11 protein-coding genes and 2 pseudogenes are annotated in these 18,073 nt (G+C 60.0%); 8 read left to right on the top strand and 5 right to left on the bottom strand.

The genetic code is table 11. The features are described from left to right. Positions 1-13 precede the first annotated feature (13 nt). A complete protein-coding gene (locus DVR07_RS05650; protein ID WP_115795768.1) occupies positions 14-1,360 on the top strand; it encodes an FAD-dependent oxidoreductase in 1,347 nt (448 codons plus the stop codon). A gap of 614 nt (positions 1,361-1,974) precedes the next feature. After that, positions 1,975-3,425: pseudogene (locus tag DVR07_RS22595) on the top strand (ATP-binding protein). 561 nt (positions 3,426-3,986) lie between these two features. On the opposite strand, the gene wecB reads toward DVR07_RS22595, so the two are convergent. From wecB to DVR07_RS05625, 3 genes are all read right to left on the bottom strand, one after another. Continuing rightward, positions 3,987-5,111: a non-hydrolyzing UDP-N-acetylglucosamine 2-epimerase gene (wecB, locus tag DVR07_RS05635; protein WP_115795767.1), complete on the bottom strand. Its 1,125-nt coding sequence runs from the start codon at positions 5,109-5,111 to the stop codon at positions 3,987-3,989. Continuing rightward, entirely contained in the window at positions 5,108-6,079 is a 972-nt protein-coding gene (locus tag DVR07_RS05630; RefSeq protein ID WP_115795766.1) for a glycosyltransferase family 2 protein, read from the bottom strand. Before DVR07_RS05630 ends, wecB begins: the two co-directional genes overlap by 4 nt. A 284-nt stretch (positions 6,080-6,363) precedes the next feature. Continuing rightward, positions 6,364-7,392, bottom strand: coding sequence for a GNAT family N-acetyltransferase (locus tag DVR07_RS05625; RefSeq protein WP_115795765.1), 1,029 nt, complete (start codon positions 7,390-7,392; stop codon positions 6,364-6,366). Positions 7,393-7,696: 304 nt separating this feature from the next. On the opposite strand from DVR07_RS05625, the pseudogene DVR07_RS22320 reads away from it, so the two are divergent. Next, positions 7,697-7,904, top strand: a pseudogene (locus DVR07_RS22320) (peptide-methionine (S)-S-oxide reductase); the annotation flags it as partial. Between the two features lie 488 nt (positions 7,905-8,392). Here the strand turns inward: DVR07_RS22320 and DVR07_RS05615 are convergent. Together DVR07_RS05615 and DVR07_RS05610 are read right to left on the bottom strand one after the other, a co-directional pair. Then, a complete protein-coding gene (locus DVR07_RS05615; protein ID WP_255457472.1) occupies positions 8,393-9,427 on the bottom strand; it encodes a glycosyltransferase family 4 protein in 1,035 nt (344 codons plus the stop codon). Between the two features lie 193 nt (positions 9,428-9,620). Further along, positions 9,621-10,754 (bottom strand): glycosyltransferase family 4 protein, encoded by a 1,134-nt coding sequence (locus DVR07_RS05610; RefSeq protein ID WP_162829448.1) that lies wholly within the window; start codon positions 10,752-10,754, stop codon positions 9,621-9,623. On the opposite strand from DVR07_RS05610, the gene DVR07_RS05605 reads away from it, so the two are divergent. From DVR07_RS05605 to DVR07_RS05590, 5 genes are all read left to right on the top strand, one after another. Further along, positions 10,668-12,635: an asparagine synthase-related protein gene (locus DVR07_RS05605; protein ID WP_162829447.1), complete on the top strand. Its 1,968-nt coding sequence runs from the start codon at positions 10,668-10,670 to the stop codon at positions 12,633-12,635. The genes DVR07_RS05610 and DVR07_RS05605 overlap by 87 nt on opposite strands. Before the next feature lie 75 nt (positions 12,636-12,710). After that, a complete protein-coding gene (locus tag DVR07_RS05600; protein WP_162829446.1) occupies positions 12,711-14,804 on the top strand; it encodes a hypothetical protein in 2,094 nt (697 codons plus the stop codon). Next, on the top strand, positions 14,710-14,988 hold the full coding sequence (locus DVR07_RS21400; RefSeq protein WP_162829445.1) for a hypothetical protein: 279 nt from the start codon (positions 14,710-14,712) through the stop codon (positions 14,986-14,988). Before DVR07_RS05600 ends, DVR07_RS21400 begins: the two co-directional genes overlap by 95 nt. Positions 14,989-15,089: 101 nt before the next feature. Continuing rightward, positions 15,090-16,616, top strand: coding sequence for a flippase (locus DVR07_RS05595; RefSeq protein ID WP_115795760.1), 1,527 nt, complete (start codon positions 15,090-15,092; stop codon positions 16,614-16,616). Between the two features lie 191 nt (positions 16,617-16,807). Beyond that, positions 16,808-18,070 (top strand): nucleotide sugar dehydrogenase, encoded by a 1,263-nt coding sequence (locus DVR07_RS05590; RefSeq protein ID WP_115795759.1) that lies wholly within the window; start codon positions 16,808-16,810, stop codon positions 18,068-18,070. Positions 18,071-18,073: the final 3 nt, after the last annotated feature.

The following is an 18,073-nucleotide window of genomic DNA, read 5'->3' as shown; positions in this document are numbered from 1 at the left end:
CGTATCTTCACTCATGGGTGAGACCTTCGTCGTGATCGGCGGCGACGCAGCCGGGTTGAGCGCCGCGAGCAAGGCCAAGCGCGAGGATCCCGACCGGGACGTGATCGTCTTCGAGCGGGGGCAGTGGGTCTCCTACGCTGCCTGCGGGATGCCGTACTACGTCAAGGGAGACGTCCCGGAACTGGACGACCTGGTCACGCTGACGCCCGAGCAGGTCCGGGAGGAGCGGGACATCGACCTCCGGACCGGCCACGAGGTGGTCGGAATCAGTCCGGAGGCGCGGACGGTCACGGTGTCCGCCGACGGCGAACGGTTCGAGCAACCCTACGACGACCTGCTCGTTGCCACCGGTGCCCGGGCGATCGAACCCCCGTTCGACGGGGTGGACCTCGACGGGGTGTTCACAATCCACGACATGGACGAGGCCGAGGCCATCGAGCAGTACGTCACCGAGAACGCGCCCGAGACGGCGGCCGTCGTCGGCGGCGGGTACGTCGGCGTCGAGATGGCCGAGGCGCTGACCGAACGCGGCGCGACGGTCCACCTCTTCGAGATGCTCCCCCACGTCCTCCGACCGTTCGGCGATCCCGTCGCCGTGGCGGTCGAGGACCATCTCCGCGAACAGGGGGTGGAGCTCCACCTCGACACGCCCGTCTCGGGGTTCGCCGGCGAGGACGCCGTGGAGGGCGTCGCGTTCGACGACGAGTCGGTGCAGGTCGATCTGGCTATCGTCGGCGTTGGCGTCGAACCGAACGTCGAACTGGCCGAGGACGCCGGCATCGAACTCGGGCCGACCGGCGCCGTCGCGACCGACGAGTTCGGCCTGACGAACGTCGAGCGCGTCTACGTCGCCGGCGACTGCGCCGAGTCGACCGACGTCGTCACGGGCACCCCGGACCACGTTCCGCTGGCGCTGACGGCGAATCGGGCGGGCCGGGCCATCGGCCAGACCGTCACCGGGACGCCGACGCGAGTCGGCGAGATCGCGGGCACGGCCATCGTGAAGGCGTTCGACCTCGGCGCCGCCCGGACGGGCATCGTCCGCGAGGAGGCGGCGCGCGAGGCCGGATTCGACCCCGTCTCGGTGACGATTACGGACTCCACTCGAGCGGAGTACTACCCCGACGCCGAGGACCTCACGGTGACGCTGCTGGCCGACCGCGAGACTAATCGAGTTATCGGGGGCAGTGTAGTCGGCCGAGAGGGGGCCAAGCGCATCGACACGGTCGCGACTGCGCTCCACGCCGGACTGACGGCGACCGAACTCGAGGAACTGGACCTGGCGTACGCGCCGCCGTTCAGCCCGACCTGGGATCCGGTTCTGACGGCCGCGAAGGTCCTCGGTGGGAAGTTGGAGTAATCGGAGGCTGCATGCTATGTCAGCTTCTTCAAGAGGAAATGACTGGACGAGCGCGAGAGCGAACTACGAAAAATGTCAGATAGATATATTGGTTTCGGGGTCCGGACAGAAGTGCTCCGTTAGGGATTTGAACCCTAGTCCTTGCCGTGAGAGGGCGCCTCAAGCCTCTTATAAATACTTGATGGCTAGCCCTCGATCCCTTATCCCGCGTCGCCTGTTTTCGTCCGTGTAGGCGTCTCTAACGGGTCCTGGCTTTATATAACACGGTGGAATTGCCGGAAAGACAATGGAAGTTCAGTGGAATTCACCCAGGTCCATGCCCAACGTGGGTCAAAGAGCGGCAAGGACCTGGGGTCGCGGATTTCTCGATACTTTATATGTGAGCCGGGGGGTCAGCCATTATTTCGATACATCCTATTCCGGATAACCGCGATTCTTTATAAGGAATCTCCGAAAGTAGCTATCCTAAAGACGAACATCGAGATTTACCTGAGGTAAACCCCTGGCCTCTCTAGCCGCTTCAAATAGGAAATCGCAATTTCCGTACTCTGGAGTATCATACTCTGGAGTACGGTAATAGCAAATATCATCTAGAGTGGTGAAGTACGTCAATCATGACTGCGTTCGTGAATCGGACGGAGGAACTCTCTGTCTCCACGAGCTCTACGAGTCCGGTGATGCCGAGCTCGCGGTGATTTTCGGGCGACGACGGCTCGGGAAAACCGCGCTCGTCAAACACTCGCTCAAACAGCGCGACGACTGCGTTGTCTATCAGGCGAAGCAGAAAACGAGTGCACTTCAACTCCAACAGTTCATCGAGACCGCGGCGGACTCCAATCCGGGTATCACGCGGATCCTAGAGGACTGGGAGGCCGTCCTTGGATATCTCGCCGATCAAGACGCAGTCGTTGTTCTCGATAAGTTCCCCTACCTCGTCGAACAGGACGAGTGTCTCCTGTCCGTGTTGTAGGCGATGTTCGACCACGAACTGGACGACTCAGCCGCGACGTTCGTACTTGTTGGGTCGTCAATCATCATGATGGAAGAGGCCGCGTTACTGGGGAACAGTCCTTTATACGGTTGTGTCTCACTCAAAGTCGACATCCGGCAGCTCCCGTTTGTTGCCGCGATGGAGTTCTTCGACGAGCCGTATACTCCGGACGAGCAAGTGCTCACCTGGGGCGTGTTCGGCGTTGTCGCGTACTACTTGGAAGAAGTCTCGCCCAACACCACGCTCGCGGAATACATCCAGCAAACCATCCTCTCCCGGCATGGCATACTCCACCACGAACCCCACTACGTCCTCCGCATGTCACTCAGAGAACCGACACGGTACTTCTCCATCTTGGAGGCCATTGTCGGTGGACACACCAGTCGGAACGAGATTGCGGGAGCGACGGGAATCGACTACAATCAACTCTCGAAGTATCTCAACCGACTCTCCCGCCTTCGCCTCGTTGACCAACACGTCCCTATCACCGACCAAAAAGAGCGAAGCAAACGAAGCCGCTACCGCATCCGGGACTCGTTCTTTCGGTTCTAGTTCCACTTCGTCTACGGGACGGGAGATCAGTACGACGAACTCGGTGACAACGCGTACAGCGTGCTCGTCGAACCGGAACTGGTGGATTTCGTAAGCCGATACTTCGAGGAGTTATGTTGTTCGGCACTCCGAGCACTCTATTCGGACTACACGGTTCGAGAAACCGGGCAGTGGTGGTACGGGAAACACGAAATCGACGTCGTTGGTCTCGCAACAAGCGACACCCTCATCCTCGGTGAATACAAATTCCAAGAGTCCCCACTCGGAGCTGACGCCTTTTCGAAACTCCGGAGTCACGCTGACGAACTCCGCTGGGCGTCCGACGACGGCAGTGAGCGTATTGAGCAGTACGCGCTCTTCTCACGCAGCGGATTCAAATCATCCGTCGAAGAATCAGCGGCAGAACGAGACGATCTACGCATATTTACGGTCGCTGATATCGTCGAAGCAGTGAGCGCGAGATTGGACCATAGAGTTTCAAGAGACCAGGATGACGCTCGTTCTCGTCGGCTCCTCGATTAACGTCATGGAGGACAAGGTACTCTCCGGAAGCGGACCGGTTTACGGTCGCCGGACGGCGACGCTGATCTCAAGCCCCTCTCAGTAACTGATGCACGTTAGTTCTTCACGACGTACGACCCCGAGACCGCCATCACTGCGTGGTTGATCTACGACAGCAAGAATCTGCGGTCATGGGGTCAATACGCGAACCGGTCATTCGGCCGTATTTCGCTACCTCCTATTCCAGATAACAACGATTCTTCACAGCGCACCACCGAAAGTGGCTATCTTAAAGACGAACATCGGGAATTAACCTGAGAACCAATCTCTTCTTCAAAGTAGGTCATTTATTTGCATTGAGACAACTTTGGCGGCCGTAGCGCAATCAGTCGATTTTCGCAGATAATGTAGCAAGGGCGACCCCGCGGGTCCTATAGGATATCCGTTATCTTCGCGGAAGTCGGGCGAGTGATCGAGACGACGTACACCGATGCCGTTGGTGGGTTCGATAGAACCGTGTGGTTCGCAAACATCGCAGCTATCGGTAAGCCGACACAGTCCGACCTAGAGATACAACTGTACTTACTTCGAAACCTCCCGAATCGAGGTCATGTCTTGAGGCGGAGTCACAGATTCTAATATATCCAGAATTTGCGTTCCTGCGGTACCATCACCGAACGGACTCTCCCAGTTATCAGACGCACCGTACATCTGTTTTGCCCCGGCAACGATATCGGATGGGTCAGTTCCGACCAACGTGTTTGCACCGACGGCGATAGTCTCTGGTCGTTCCGTGTGGTCGCGCATCGTCACGCAGGGTACCCCGAGGATGCAGGCCTCCTCTTGGATACCCCCGGAGTCGGTTAGGATGATCTCGGCGTTGCTTTCCAACTCAAGAAAATCGAGATAGTCTTTGGGTTCCGTCAAGCGTATTCGCGGTGGGATGCGCAAACCGAACTTGTTCGCTTTGGTTCTCGCACGAGGATGAACAGGGTAGATTACCTCGATTCCGAACTCTGTCGCAACTCGCTGTACACCGTCGAGTAAGCTTTGAAAACACGTTCGATCATCGACATTCTCTGCTCGGTGGGCCGTCATCAAACCGTACTCTTGGTTAGTGAGATTAAAATCGGCGAGCACGTCGCTTTTCTCGTGCGCTAACCCCTTGTTCTGGGTAACAGCGTCAACGACAGTGTTCCCCGTCACGAAGATTCGCTCGTTTGAAATCCCCTCTTGACGGAGGAGGTCGTGTGCATCGTCTGTCGGCGCGAACAAGTAATCCGCTAAATGGTCGGTTGCCCTCCGGTTCGACTCCTCGGGCATCGACCGGTTGAAACTCCGCAAACCGGCCTCAACGTGACCTAATTCCATGTCCAACTTATCTGTCGCGATCGTACCAGCCAACACCGAATTCGTATCACCTTGGACGAGAACTGTATCGGGGTCTATCTCCAACAGAATCTTCTCAATCTCGGCGATCATCTTTCCCGTCTGCTGGCCATGTGGCTGGGAACCGATAGCTAAGTTGTACTCTGGGGTCGGGAGTTCTAACTGCTCGAAAAATACGCCGTCTAGCGAGTCGGAATAGTGTTGCCCGGTATGAATAAGCGTGTACTCAACGTCTCGGCGGTCACACTCACGGATAACGGGAGAGAGTTTGATAATTTCGGGGCGAGTGCCGAGGACGATAGCGACCTGTTGGGTCATTCCTCGATCACCTCAGTCAATTCAGCGATGATGGCCGAAATCTGATTCAGAATTAGCCCACAGAAAACACCGAGGATGCCAATTATCGTGACGAAACCACTGACGAGAACCTTCGCGGGATAGAATTCGCCCGTTTGCTGGTAGACGAGGATCGCGTCGATACCATACATCGTTCCAGCAAGCGTCAGCAGCGCTCCCGGAACGCCGAAAAAGAGTAGCGGATGTCTGTCCCGGACGAGACGAAGAAAGAAAGCGACTACAGAAAGGCCGTGGCGAAGTGGATTATACGTTTGTCCCTCGACTCCGTCGTATCTGATGTCGATGGGCGTCTCCTTTATCCTTAAACCCTGTTGGACCGCAGCGTCGATCATCTCGCTCTCGACGCAGATTCCATTCGATCTCAGCGGGAGGTTCTTGACTGTAGCGGGAGAGAAGGCACGGAATCCGCTCTGGGTATCGGTGAGTTTAACGCCAGTGGAGCCGGTCGTTAACAGATCTAAGACACGCTGGCCGAACCGTCGATAGCGCGGTGTTTCGTTCTCCGGATCCTGTTCCAGATACCGACTTCCGATACTGATATCCGCGTCGTTCTTGAGGATCGGTTCTGTGACGGTCGGGATGTCACTTGGAAGATGTTGCCCATCCCCGTCTAAAACGACGAGGACGTCCCACTCCAAACTGTCGATGTACGTGAAGAGGGTTTTAATCGCAGATCCCTTGCCTTTGTTCGTTTCGTGTTGGATGACCGTTGCGCCTGCTTGCCGTGCTCGTTCGGCAGTTTTATCGGTACTTCCATCATCGACAACGATGACTCGATCGACGTATTTCTTCGCTCCGAGGACTGTACTTGCAATAGCGTGTTCTTCGTTGTAGGCGGGAATCCCGACTACAACGTGAGAGACGGATTTCGTGGAACTCTCTCGAATGGGGCCGTCGAGTGTCTTTGCGGTGTCTATCGTTTTACTCATACAACCACTCCTTCCGTAGAAACTGCGTTGTACGGTGTCCGTTCCGGCTTCCGCCCAGCACTGCTCTGAATACAGGGACACCGTATTCAAAATACCCCGCTAATTGTTCAAGGGGATATTTTCTATGACCAAAGATAACGTACTGAGTACCGTTTTCACCGACAAGACCTAACGAATCGTAACTTACCGTTGTATTCGTTCCATCCCCCGTTTCTGACACCATTTTTTCTGCAGGCGGAGCAGGCTGAGTGCCTTGGGACTCAACCCCAAGGCGGTTCACGTTGTCAGAGACCTACGATATCCCGAAACATGTTCGACATACGGCTGTACGCCTGTTCTGCCACCGAGGCTACGATTCCTTTTCGTTCCATCGTGTACACTGGCACCGGGTCCGGGGCAAACTTGGACTTGTAATCACAGAGACTCTGCTCCATCGCGCCGACGAGGTCGTAGCATTTCAGGTCGCGCTCACGAGCGTCCTGGATGACGTGCCAGTCGAGAAGTTCAGTAACTGGAATGTCGACGTCCAATCGTGAACCGCTCTGCCAACGGTACATGGTATCGCCGTGTTCCAGCGCAAGGATTCCGCCGACTATCTTGCCGTCGACACGACAGACGTACGGTCGGACGTACTCGGAGGACGACGTGGTATAGAGGTCGACCGCCAACTCCGAATTGAGCCAGTAGTACAAGTCTTGCTCGTCGAAACGACGCTGTACGAGATTGACGATAGCTGGTATCTCTTCAGCACTCCCTCGTTCGGTGACGTACTCGTCGGCGTTGACGTTCGTAATATTGCTCCGGGCGTCCCGACTGAACCGGCCGAGCAGTTCCTCTTCGGATGGCGTTAGATCTAGAACATACGTGTAGGAGACACCCACGTCGTACCCTCGTCGAATGAACTGTCGAACGTCGTTATAACGGGTCGCTGTCTTTAGGTCTACGTAATTCGTATCGAAGTTACCTTCGATGAAGTCCAGACATCCATCAACGAATTCGCGGTGGCGTTTCTCCTTCTTTCGCTGTTTTACCTTGTCGTAGTTCAGCAATGCAGGCCCAATGTTCACTTCGAGGTGCGGGGGTGGCGATGCGATAATCGTGAACGGACCCTTTCCGAGTTCGAATAGCGGAAGGATTCCGACGGGTTCTTGACCTCGATAGCCGATTAGCGGATAAAGCGCCGCGTCGAAGTAGTCGGCAACCGATTGTAGAGCATCGTATCTGTGGAAGAAGGTCGTCTGTGGAGACTTCACCACGCACGAGTCCCACTCGTCTCTTTCGGTTTCGCGAATGAGTTCGATATCAAGTCCCATCGGAGTTACATGGAGAACACACTACTGTATCAATCTTCGTATGGTGGACTCCCTGCTACGGAATCGGGATATGATGAAAGGTAATCGTGTGGGCGCGGTCGGCGATAGCACGACGTCCAACACGGATAGCCGCGTGAGGCAACTTCCTGTGCCGCCCCAACGTCTTCTGGACACTCCGTTCTCGTCCTCTTCTTCTGCATCTGTCCGATAAAAACAGGGTCGAGATCCGAGACCGTCAGCCGCCCGTGATTTACTGTACGTCACATACATAGACCCCGGAAGCTAACGAACAGGTGGTAACCGAATCCGCCAAAGCACCGTTTGGCGACGGTGTTTCTGGTGCGAGGAAGCGGCGTTCAAGGAACTTGACGGAATTGAATCTGTCACGTCCGGCTACGCCGGTGGACACGGATGATCCAACCTATCAGGAAGTCTATACTGCGAATACGGGCCACGCCGAGGTCGTACACGACATCGTTAGGCTTGATTTCAGATACGAATTCGGTCCGGACGTTTTCTTCGGAAAGCGTGGTTTCGATCAGTCCGCGTTCGTAGCCCGATTCCGGCCGGAACACTACTGTTTAACTACCTACGTCAATAGTGACGGTATCAGGGCCGAACTTGTGTTTGGCTTGAGCGTACACCCGGCCGACAATCGGTTCGACGCCGGTTCGCCGACCTACTGTTCGTAGTGGAGTATGTGAACCACGTGCGAAGGGACATGTACAAACGTGTAAACTATACATTCTTTTCACTGATTTCACATATTCGACCCCGATTGTACCAAATTAATAATTCAAACAAGAACTGTACGTTCGTACCAGAAATTGCTCATGTTCTCGTCGAACGACTCGTGAATCTTCTGGAGTGCGGGGTCGACTCGTACGAACAGTAGCTATCCTGAACAGTTCCGTCGGCCAGACATCGTCTTTTCTGTGCGTCTGGTTCGCTTGGTAGGGGCGTGGCGAGTGATGGGACGTTGACACGCTTTCGGGTGTCTCTACCGGAGCGAGTCGTACATTCCGAGCAGTCGTCCGGCGGTGTCGTCCCAACTCATCTCGCGTTCCCCGAACCGGTGGGCCACTGCACCGAGTTCTCGCGCCCACTCCCGGTCGGTGAGGAGTCGCTCACAGGCCGCGGCCAACTGGCGGGGGTTCTCCGGGTCGACCAGCAGGCCCGTCTCCTCGTGGGCGACGAGTTCGGGGTTCGTCCCGACGTCGGTGGCGACGACCGGTTTCTCGAACGAGTAGGCGATGGGAAGAACGCCCGATTGGGAGGCGTCACGGTACGGGAGGACGACCGCGCGACACCTGCTGAACAGTTCGCAGACCGTCTCGTCGGCGACGTACTCGTTGAGCAGTCGGACGTGGTCGCTCTCGGCGATGCGCTCGCGGCAGAACTCGTCGAGTTCGCCCTCGCCGGCGACGACGATCCGGAAGTCGTCTACCCGGTCGGCGAGTAACCGCTCGGCCTCTAAAAGCACGTCCAGTCCCTTGTACGGTGCTATCCGACCGAAGAACAGCAGTTCGGGCTCGTAGGTCGTCGGGTCGTCACAGTAGGAGTCGAACATCCCGTAGTCGCCGTGCGTTATCTCGAAGGCCTTTTCGGCACTCCCGAACTTCCGGGCGAACTGCTCGACGTTGTACTCGCCGTGGACGACGACCCTGTCGGCGTACCGGACGAGCAACTGCTGGACCACACTCCCTCGTAGTGAGAACTCGCCGCTGTGATAGTAGATATCGTGGGAGGTGTAGACGAACGGCCGGTCGCGGACGGCCGGGAGGACGAACGGTATCAGTTCCTGACCGGAAGTGACGTGGACGACGTCGCTCTCGACGCGCTTCAACCGGCGGTACACCGTCCGGAGGCCCGAGACGGTAGATGGGCCGAGTTCCGAGACCTCGACCGGCAACGGGAGTTCGCGCAGGTCCACGCGGTCGGAGAAGACCTTGGAGTCGGCCCCCGATACGACGAACTGGGTCACGTCCGCTCGTTCGGCCATAGCGTTGGCTAACTGCGAGGTATAGTGGAGCATACCGCCGTGTCTGTGCGGCGTTACGAGTGTGACGTTCACGTTCAGTCCCCTGTGTTCGCGTCCCGTTCGTTTTCCGTTCGACGCCCCACGTTTGGTACTGTTCCCGCCAGGGACCGGTCCGACGCTTTTGAACGTTCTGGCCCTCTCGCCGCCCAGTCTCGCTTTGCTGTTCCGACGATGGGTTCGGAAACCCTCATACCGCGCCCCGACGATACGTGGCTTCGAGCTGGTCGGCGATGGCGGGCCAGCTGAACTCATCTACCACCGACTCCCGACCGGCGGTGGCGATGGCGTTCCGGAGTTCGTCGTCGTCAAGGAGTCGACGAATCTCGTCGCGGAGACTCGAAGCGTCCGCCCGTTCTGCGACGAGCGCTGTCTCACCGTGGTCGAGGTGGCCCTGTTCGCCGCTCGTGTGAGCCGTTGTACCTACGACCGGGGTCTCGCAGGCCATCGCCTCTAGGCAGACCACGCCAAAACCCTCCGTGAGGGACGGGAACGCACAAACGTCGGCGGCGTTGTAGTAATCGACCAGTTCGTCGTCCGAGACCCGACCCACAAACTCCACGTTCGTCCCCCAGTCGGTGGCGCGACGGCGCAACTCCGCGACGTGATCGTCGTCGCCGCCGCCGTAAACCAGCAGAAGCGTGGCCGGCACGTCCGCCATCGCATCGACGAGGTACGATACCCCTTTCGGTTCCTCCATCCGGCCCACGAAGAGAACGTACCGTCCGTCGCCGAGGCCGAGTCGCTCGCGGGCTTCCGATTTATCGCGCGGACGGTACTTCTCAGTGTCCACAGCGTTTGGGATGTACTCCACGTCGCTTCCGATGCTGAAGCGGCGGACGTTCCGGACCTCCTTGCGGTTGACCGACAGGACGGTGGCGTCGGTTCCAGCGAACGCCGCCCGGAGGCCGCGGTACCAGAGCGCGGTCCCGAACTCCGAAGCGTCACGCGACGGCCCGTGATTCTGGACCACGAGGCTATCGGTGAACCACTGGGAGACCAACAGCGGGACGTTGTTCAACTGGTGGAAGCCGTGGACGTGCACCACGTCGGGCGAGGCCCGAACCGTGGCCACGTACAGCGACGGCGAGAGCTCTTTGCCGAACTCTCCGGGGTTGATCGCAGGAAACTGCCTGACGAGGTGGCCATACTCGTGTCGGACGCTCCGTTCGGACCGTCCGAGGTGCCAGAACTCCACGTCGTGTCCCCGCTCGTCCATCAGCCGACAGTACTCGTGGTGGTACTCCGCGAACTCAAGGAACTCCTCACAGGAGTCGTAGCCGACAGACTCCGGCGTATGGAGTGCGAGGTATCGGATATCCACGGAGCATCGACGCCGACCATCGTAATAAAAATATCGTCGGTTCGACCGTACTACCCGCTATCTCACCGAAATATTCTATTATCAAAAGAATGTATAGGGAGTATGACCGGGTTGGTGGGCGGAGTACGGGGGAGCGGCGTCGAAGCAGTTCGAGCGGCGATGCCGACCGAATCGTGGTCAAACTGGAAGGATGTTAGCGGCGATGACGTAGAGGTGGGTCTTGCGTATCACGGCGACAGTGACCCCGGCGGAACGACCTGCTGGCAGTCGGGGTCCCGGCACGTGCTGGTCTTCGGCATCGTCCCGAACCGCGACGAACTGGGGTACTCGACCACGGAACTCGTGGACGAACTGTTCGAATCGCCCGAGACTACCTTCTCAAAGCTTGACGGTCCGTTCTCACTGGCGGGAGTGGACGTCGACCGGGAGATCCTACTGCTTGGGACCGACAAAATCGGTAGTCGTCCACTCTACTATGCGAACGCCGGAATTGGCACGACTGACGAGGAGTTCGCCTTCTGCTCACACGTCGGTCCGCTGTCGGAACTTGTGGACCCGGAACTCGACCCGCAGGCCCTGTCGGACATGCTGATGCTCGGAAGCGTCTGGGGCGAGCGGACCCTGCTGGCGGGCGTCCGCGGTCTCCGCCCGGGTCACTTCCTGCAGTACGAAGGCGGCAAGACCACCGTTACCCGCTACTGGCATCCGACCTGCGACACCTCCGAAACACGGTTCTACGGCCAGCGGGTGTTCCGGGAGTACCGGAACGCGGTGACGAACGTGACCGACACCGTCACCGGCGACATCGGTCTCTGGCTCTCGGGAGGACTCGACAGCCGTATGATGGGGACCGTCCTCGCCGAGTACGGCGTCTTCCCGACCGCGTTCACCTACGACCGGCCGTTGGATTACCGGAAGGTGGTCGGGTACAGCGACGTGGACCTCGCGCCAAAGGTCGCTAAACGGCTATCGCTCGACCACGAGACGGTGGCTCACCCGCCGAGCGAGGTGCCGGAGTTCCTGACGCGGGCCGTGAAACTGGTGGACGGGATGATCGCGTGGCCGTCTCTTCTGGGACTCGCAGCGTCGTTCGAACTCCCACGGTCGGACCTCGACGTGGTGTTCGAAGGGTCTGGTCACAGCGAGTTCCTCGGCGAGGGGTTGTGGCGCTACCACCTCAACCCGGGAAACTACTCTCGCCCCGAGTCTGCGATTCTAGCCCGCCACGGCAACTTAGACCCCGACGAGGCAGAGACCTACTTGACTGCCGACGTGAACCCCGTCGAGACGCTCACCGAGGAGGTCACTCGGAGCGAACAGGACACGTTCGCCGCGACGGTCACTGACGTGAACGTTCGCAACCTCTTCTCGCGGTTCCAACTTCTGAGCAACAAGGTACCCCGGAGCCTGTTCGGGACGCGCCACCCGTTCGCTAGCGGTGACCTGCTGGCGGTCCTCTGTCGTCTGCCAGCCGACCGCTCGATGGCGACAGTCCCGCTAACGGGCGGCAAGATTCCGTGGGGGTACTCCCCGCTGAAGCTCGACCTCGCTCGTCGTCTCGGACCCGCGATGGCTCGACTGCCCTACGAGCGCACCGGAATACCTCCGTCGATGCCCAACCGCCTCCACGGCGTCGGGTTCGTGGTTCAGGAGTCGGTCAATCGGACGCTGTCCGAACCGCCGTTCCATCGGTGGCTTCGAGAGTATCCGCCCTTCCGGGAGTGGACGGTGTCGCGCCTCGAACAGAGTCGCCGTCGCCCAGAGTGGTCGACGGACGCTATCGATAGCGTCGCCGCGGACGTATTGGAGGGCGAAGGCGAGTTCGGGACGGCGGCGGCAATCGCGTCGGTGGAACTCTGGTGTGATGCCTACGACCTCTGATCGGGACCAGTCGTCGCGACCGCCGGTCTGACACCCAAATCATTTATGTCGAACTACCGTTCACTCATCGAGGATTTGGCTGGAGCGCTCGCCCGACTCAGTGACTTCCTGAGGGAGCAGTTCCTCGGAGTGGCCATCGTCCTCTGTCTCGTCACGCTACTGGCCGTCACGAGACTTTTCGGACTGTACGTCGCCGTCCGTGGGACCTACGCGCTCGTCGGACTGGTCATCGCCCTCCTGCTCGTCACCCTGCCTCGTTTGTTTGGCGGGCGCGAGCAGAGTCTCGCGACCCTCAACGAGCGGACTGCTCGCCGATTGCCGAAGGTGACGTTCATCTTGTTCGGGCTGGCTATCGCCGCTGCGGGGACACTCGACGCTCGCTGGCCGCTCCTCCTGACCGTCTTTCCGGCGCTGTACCTTGTCGTCGGGGTCCAACTCGTCTACGGCGGCCAGAGACTACTCGCACAGTTGGTCGCGCTGTTTCTGGTCACACCGCTCACCAAGTACCTGAACACCGACTTCTACTTCGGGAACACCGACACACTCCTGCACGTTGACGCGGTCCGATCGGTCGTCTCGGTTGGCCACGTCTCGGCCATCGACGTGATGAACTACGAGAACGTACCGCTGCTCCACGTTCTGGGGGCGATGATCGATCTCGTCGGCGGTCTATCGGCGTATGACGCGGTCATGATCGCCGGTATCGCTAGTTTCGCGTTCCTGCTCGTGGTCTGGTTCCTATTTGTCGAGGTGACGGTCGGGAGTCGGCGTCTAGCGACAAACACGACGTTCGGCCTGATCGCCCTCCACCCGTTCCTCTACTACTCGACGTACTTCATCCCGCAGGCGATGGCCATCACCTTCTGGATATTCCTGCTGTACCTCCTCCTCAACGTCGAGTCTTTCGAGGGGTCGGTTGCAGTGAAGTTCCTCTTCTCTTCGGGCGCACTCGTCCTCGCCATCAATTTCACGCATCACTTCACGTTCGTGCTAATGGGCGTACTCCTCACGGTCTTTTTCGTCTCGGGACTGTTCTTCCGGCGGGTCCTCGACGTCGAGGTCCCACTTCCACGGTTCAAGCCGATACTCGGGACGTTCCTCGCGGGTCTGGCCTACCTCTCGTGGGTGGAGAAGGAGTTCCTCACCGAATTCTTCCACCTGCTCACTTCAGAGTTCGTCAGCAACGTCCTCGCTCGGGGGAGCGGTGTCTCGGAAGGTATCTCCATCTACGCACTCGGTCTGACGGTTTCGGAACCGACGGTCGCGGACGCGGTTCGTAGCCTCTTCGGACCGGTGGGAATTTACTACGCGCTTCACATCGCGGTGTTCGCGGTCGCACTCGCCGCCGTCCTCCGGCGTCCGGACCGTCACAAGCGCTACGCTCATCTGGTGGTCACCGGCCTATTCACCGCTATATTCATCTTCCAGACGCCGCTCGTGCTGCAAGGCGGCATCAAGCGCATCCGGTTCCCAATGACGTTCTTCTTCGCGTTCGTCACGGGACTCGGACTCACGAGGCTGTTCGCCGAGCGAACTCCGTCCCGGGTCCACGTGGGGTTGGTGGTGGCCGTGCTGGTCGTCCTCGGGAGTACCGCCAGCATCATGGTCGCCGACGACGCGTCGGGTGTGTTCTCTCGGGACGACGCTCCGCCCGGTCAGGTCCAGTACACCAGTCAGGAGTATGCACAGCTCCGGGCCGCCGGGGCGCAGGTCGAGGAGCATGGACTCGACCCGGCGACGCTCTGGCTGACGCGCCGGACGCTCTCGCACTTCGACGTGGCGGTCGACGGGTACGCCCTCGAGATCACGGACGGTGTCCGAGTGGACCGAGAGCTACTGCTGTATCGGTCGAACTGGGGCCAAAGACGACTCGCAGTCAGGATACGCGACCGACCCGGAAGCGGCGTCGTCTTCGTCTCCGAGCAGTGGGTTGGCGAGACGGTGGCGTCGAGCGGGAAGGTGTATACGTCCGGCGGGATCGGCATCCTCTGGTCGGAATCGCAGTTCTTCGGTCCGCGACGTCGACCGACCTCCGCCGTAGCTGTTAAGACGGACTCGGTGGTAAGACGTGTCGGTGAAACGACGAACCGTCTCCAGCGCCATCGTCGGCTTCCACACGTCGCTCATACTGGCGGCGCTGGCGCTGCTATTCGCGTTCGATACCTTTGAGCCGGACCTGTTCTTCGTGGTCACGTACGTCATCCTCCTCTTTGAGTGGGAGGCGCTGGAGGTGGTCGTCAGTGAGTCGCCCATCGACGACTGGATGCAGGCGCTCATGGTCGTCGGGTTCGGCGTCACCAGCTATCTCATCGGCCGCGAGGCCCTCACTCTACTGGCTCGGGGGCCGACGTAATGGGCCCCTCGACCGTAGCGTATCGTGTCACCGAACGTACTTGCGCGTCGAACTGCGCGAGCAGGCCGAAGCACGGGAGAGCAGGGTGAAGGACGGGAAACATGGATGACGGAACCGACACAGATGCCGCCTCAACGTTCGGCACGCTCTTTCGGGGCGGAAGTGTCATCTTCCTCGGTCTGATCCTCGAACTCGGCCTGACGTTCGTCTCAAAGATTCTCATCGCCCGGTTCCTCGGGAGCGTGGACTACGGGATGGTGGCGACCGGGTTCGCTCTGCTGAACATCGCGTCGTGGGTCACGCTCATCGGACTCCACGCCGGGGTCGCCCGTTACCTCCCGCGGTACGACTCGGCCGACGACAAGCGGGCGGTCTTCGCGTCGGCGCTCCAGATAGTGCTGGTCACGTCGATGTCGGCCGGTGTTGCCCTCTTCGTAGCCTCGCCGTGGCTGGCGACGACCGTCTTCGGGAACGCCGAGTTGACCCCCGTACTGCAGGTCTTCAGCGTCTCCATCCCGTTCGCCTCGTTCGTCAAGTTGACGAACAGCTCGATTCGGGGGCTGAAGCTGTCGCTCCCGAAGGTGTACCTCGACAACGTTACACTCCCGGTCGCTCGGTTCGCGCTCGTCGCGGTCGCGCTGTGGTTCGGACTTCGGTCGGTCGCCATCGCCGTCGCCTACGCGGCCTCGTTCGCCATCACCGCGCTGGTCGGGTTCTACTACCTGCGGACCCGAACCCGACTGTTCTCGTGGTACGGCGAGCGGTCGAGGCACCGGGAACTGCTGGCGTTCTCGTCGCCGCTCATCATCACGGCGATGTTCTCGATGCTGCTCGTGAATCTGGACACGTTCCTCGTCGGCTACTACTGGTCGATGAGCGAGGTCGGGGTGTACAACGTCGTCTACCCGCTGGCGAACCTGATGACCGTGTTCCTGAGTTCGTTCGGGTTCGTCTTCCTCCCGTTCATCTCCACGCTCCATCAGGAGGATCACGACGAGCGGTTGGCGACCGTTTATCGTACTGTCACCAAGTGGATCACCTTCGTCACGTTGCCCATCCTGCTGGTGTTCCTGCTGTTTCCTGGCCTCATCGTCGAGATCGCGTTTGGTGCGCAGTACGTCGACGGCGCGTTCGCGCTCTCCGTCCTCGCCGTCGGCTTTTTCGTCCACTCGATACTGGGACTCGGGTGGGAGACGCTCACCGCCATCGGGCGGACCAAAACGGTCATGATAGTCAACGTCGTGGCCGCGACCGCGAACGTCGTCATCAACGTCGCGCTGATTCCCGAGTTCTCCATCTACGGGGCCGCCGCGGCGACCACCGCGTCGTACCTCTTGCTCAACGCACTCTACCTGTGGCGACTCTACGTCGACGTGGGCATCCACCCGTTCGCTCGGGACTGGCTCGTGCCGACCACCGTCTTCTCCGGGTCGGTCGGGGTGACCTACCTCCTCGTGGTGAACACGTTGGGGATGGCAAAGACGACCCTTCTGGCGCTCGCTCCCGCCCTGTTGGTCCTCTACGTCGGCGTCATCGTCCACTTCGGAGGCATTCAGCGCGAGGAGCGCCTCCTGCTCGAAAAGGTCGAAGAGCAGACGGGCGTCGAACTCACGAAGTACCTCGGATAACAGTCACAGTAAACCGTCCAAACCGGTCTGTAATCGAGGTTACGAGCCCCCTACCCCGCTTGCGCACGTCGACGACCGACTGCCGGAGACGTTCAGGTCGCGTTACCATGCAGTGACGAGTAAATAACAATTATAGGGGCACTCGAACGTGTATCCCCTCGGATGAGTCGAGGGGAGCGCCGAGGAGAAACATGGTAACGATACGTGTACACGGGCTGGGATACGTCGGTTTGCCGGTCGCCGCACTGCTCGCAAACGAGGGCCACGACGTGGCGGGATACGACATCGACGAGAAACGGATTCGGGATCTCCGGGAGGGGAACGTTCCGGTCGAAAGCGAGCAACTCCGGGAGTTCGTCCGGAGCGCCATCGATTCGGGGTCGCTCACGCCGAGCAGCGCAGTCGGCCCCGCCGAGTGCCACATCGTCTGCGTGCCGACGCCGCTGGGTGAATCGAACGCCGCCGACCTCTCGATGGTCGAGCAGGCCGCGGACGCCGTCGGCGAAGTCCTCCGGCCCGACGACTTCGTCGTCCTACAGTCCACGGTGCCGCCCGGCACGACCTCGGGCGTCTTCAGGCGACGCCTCGAACGCGAGGGGCTTCGGGCCGGGGACGACTTCGGTCTGGCCTACGTGCCCGAGACGGTACTTCCCGGCGCGATACTCGACGAACTCTACGAGAACGACCGCATCGTCGGGGGCATCGACGAGGACTCGCGGAACGCCGTGGCCGAACTCTACACCTCGGCCGTCGACGGCGACGTCTGGCTCGCACCGGACCCGACGACCGCGGAGTTCGTCAAACTCGCCCAGAACGCCTACCGGGACGCGAACATCGCCTTCGCCAACGAGATGGCGAAGGTCGCACGCGACTACGGCGTCGATTCCCGGACCGCCATCGAGTTGGCGAACCACCACCCGAGGGTCGATATCCTCGACCCCGGTCCCGGCGTCGGTGGCCACTGCCTCCCGGTAGACCCCCACTTCTTCGGGGAGGGGTCGGACCGACTCGACCTCGTCGAACGAGCGAGAGCCGTCAACGACGGCATGGCCGAGTACGTCGTGGACGTTCTCGCCGAGGAAATGAGTCGCCTCTCGGAGGCCGCCGTCGCCGTCCTCGGAATCGCGTACAAGGGCGATGTGAACGACGTTCGACACAGCCCCGGTCTCTCGGTGGCCCGGGAACTCCAGTCGCGGACGAGCGGTGACGGTCGGTCGCCCTCGGTCAGGTTGCACGACCCGATGGTGGACGACCACACGCTCGACCTCCGACCGCTGGACGAGGCGCTATCGGATGCGGACGCCGCGGTCGTCACGACCGACCACTCCCATTACGAGAGGCTTGACCCCGCGACGGTCCGGGAAGCGATGGACCGACCGTTCGTTCTCGACGTGAAGGGAGTCCTCGACGCGGACGCGTGGGCTGCCGAAGAGTGTACGGTGACCCGTCTATGAACG

It is taken from the genome of Halorussus rarus (assembly GCF_003369835.1).
GTDB classification, from domain to species: domain Archaea; phylum Halobacteriota; class Halobacteria; order Halobacteriales; family Haladaptataceae; genus Halorussus; species Halorussus rarus.
Note: the sequence above shows the minus strand (reverse complement) of the source record. Positions and strands in the feature narration are given on the sequence as shown.

What these genes read in the sequence shown, in the direction of transcription:
- DVR07_RS05650 (WP_115795768.1), top strand. Translation starts at nt 14, where the DNA reads ATGGGTGAGACCTTCGTCGTGATCGGCGGCGACGCAGCCGGGTTGAGC.
- wecB (WP_115795767.1), bottom strand. Translation starts at nt 5,111, where the DNA reads ATGACCCAACAGGTCGCTATCGTCCTCGGCACTCGCCCCGAAATTATC.
- DVR07_RS05630 (WP_115795766.1), bottom strand. Translation starts at nt 6,079, where the DNA reads ATGAGTAAAACGATAGACACCGCAAAGACACTCGACGGCCCCATTCGA.
- DVR07_RS05625 (WP_115795765.1), bottom strand. Translation starts at nt 7,392, where the DNA reads ATGGGACTTGATATCGAACTCATTCGCGAAACCGAAAGAGACGAGTGG.
- DVR07_RS05615 (WP_255457472.1), bottom strand. Translation starts at nt 9,427, where the DNA reads ATGCTCCACTATACCTCGCAGTTAGCCAACGCTATGGCCGAACGAGCG.
- DVR07_RS05595 (WP_115795760.1), top strand. Translation starts at nt 15,090, where the DNA reads ATGGATGACGGAACCGACACAGATGCCGCCTCAACGTTCGGCACGCTC.
- DVR07_RS05590 (WP_115795759.1), top strand. Translation starts at nt 16,808, where the DNA reads ATGGTAACGATACGTGTACACGGGCTGGGATACGTCGGTTTGCCGGTC.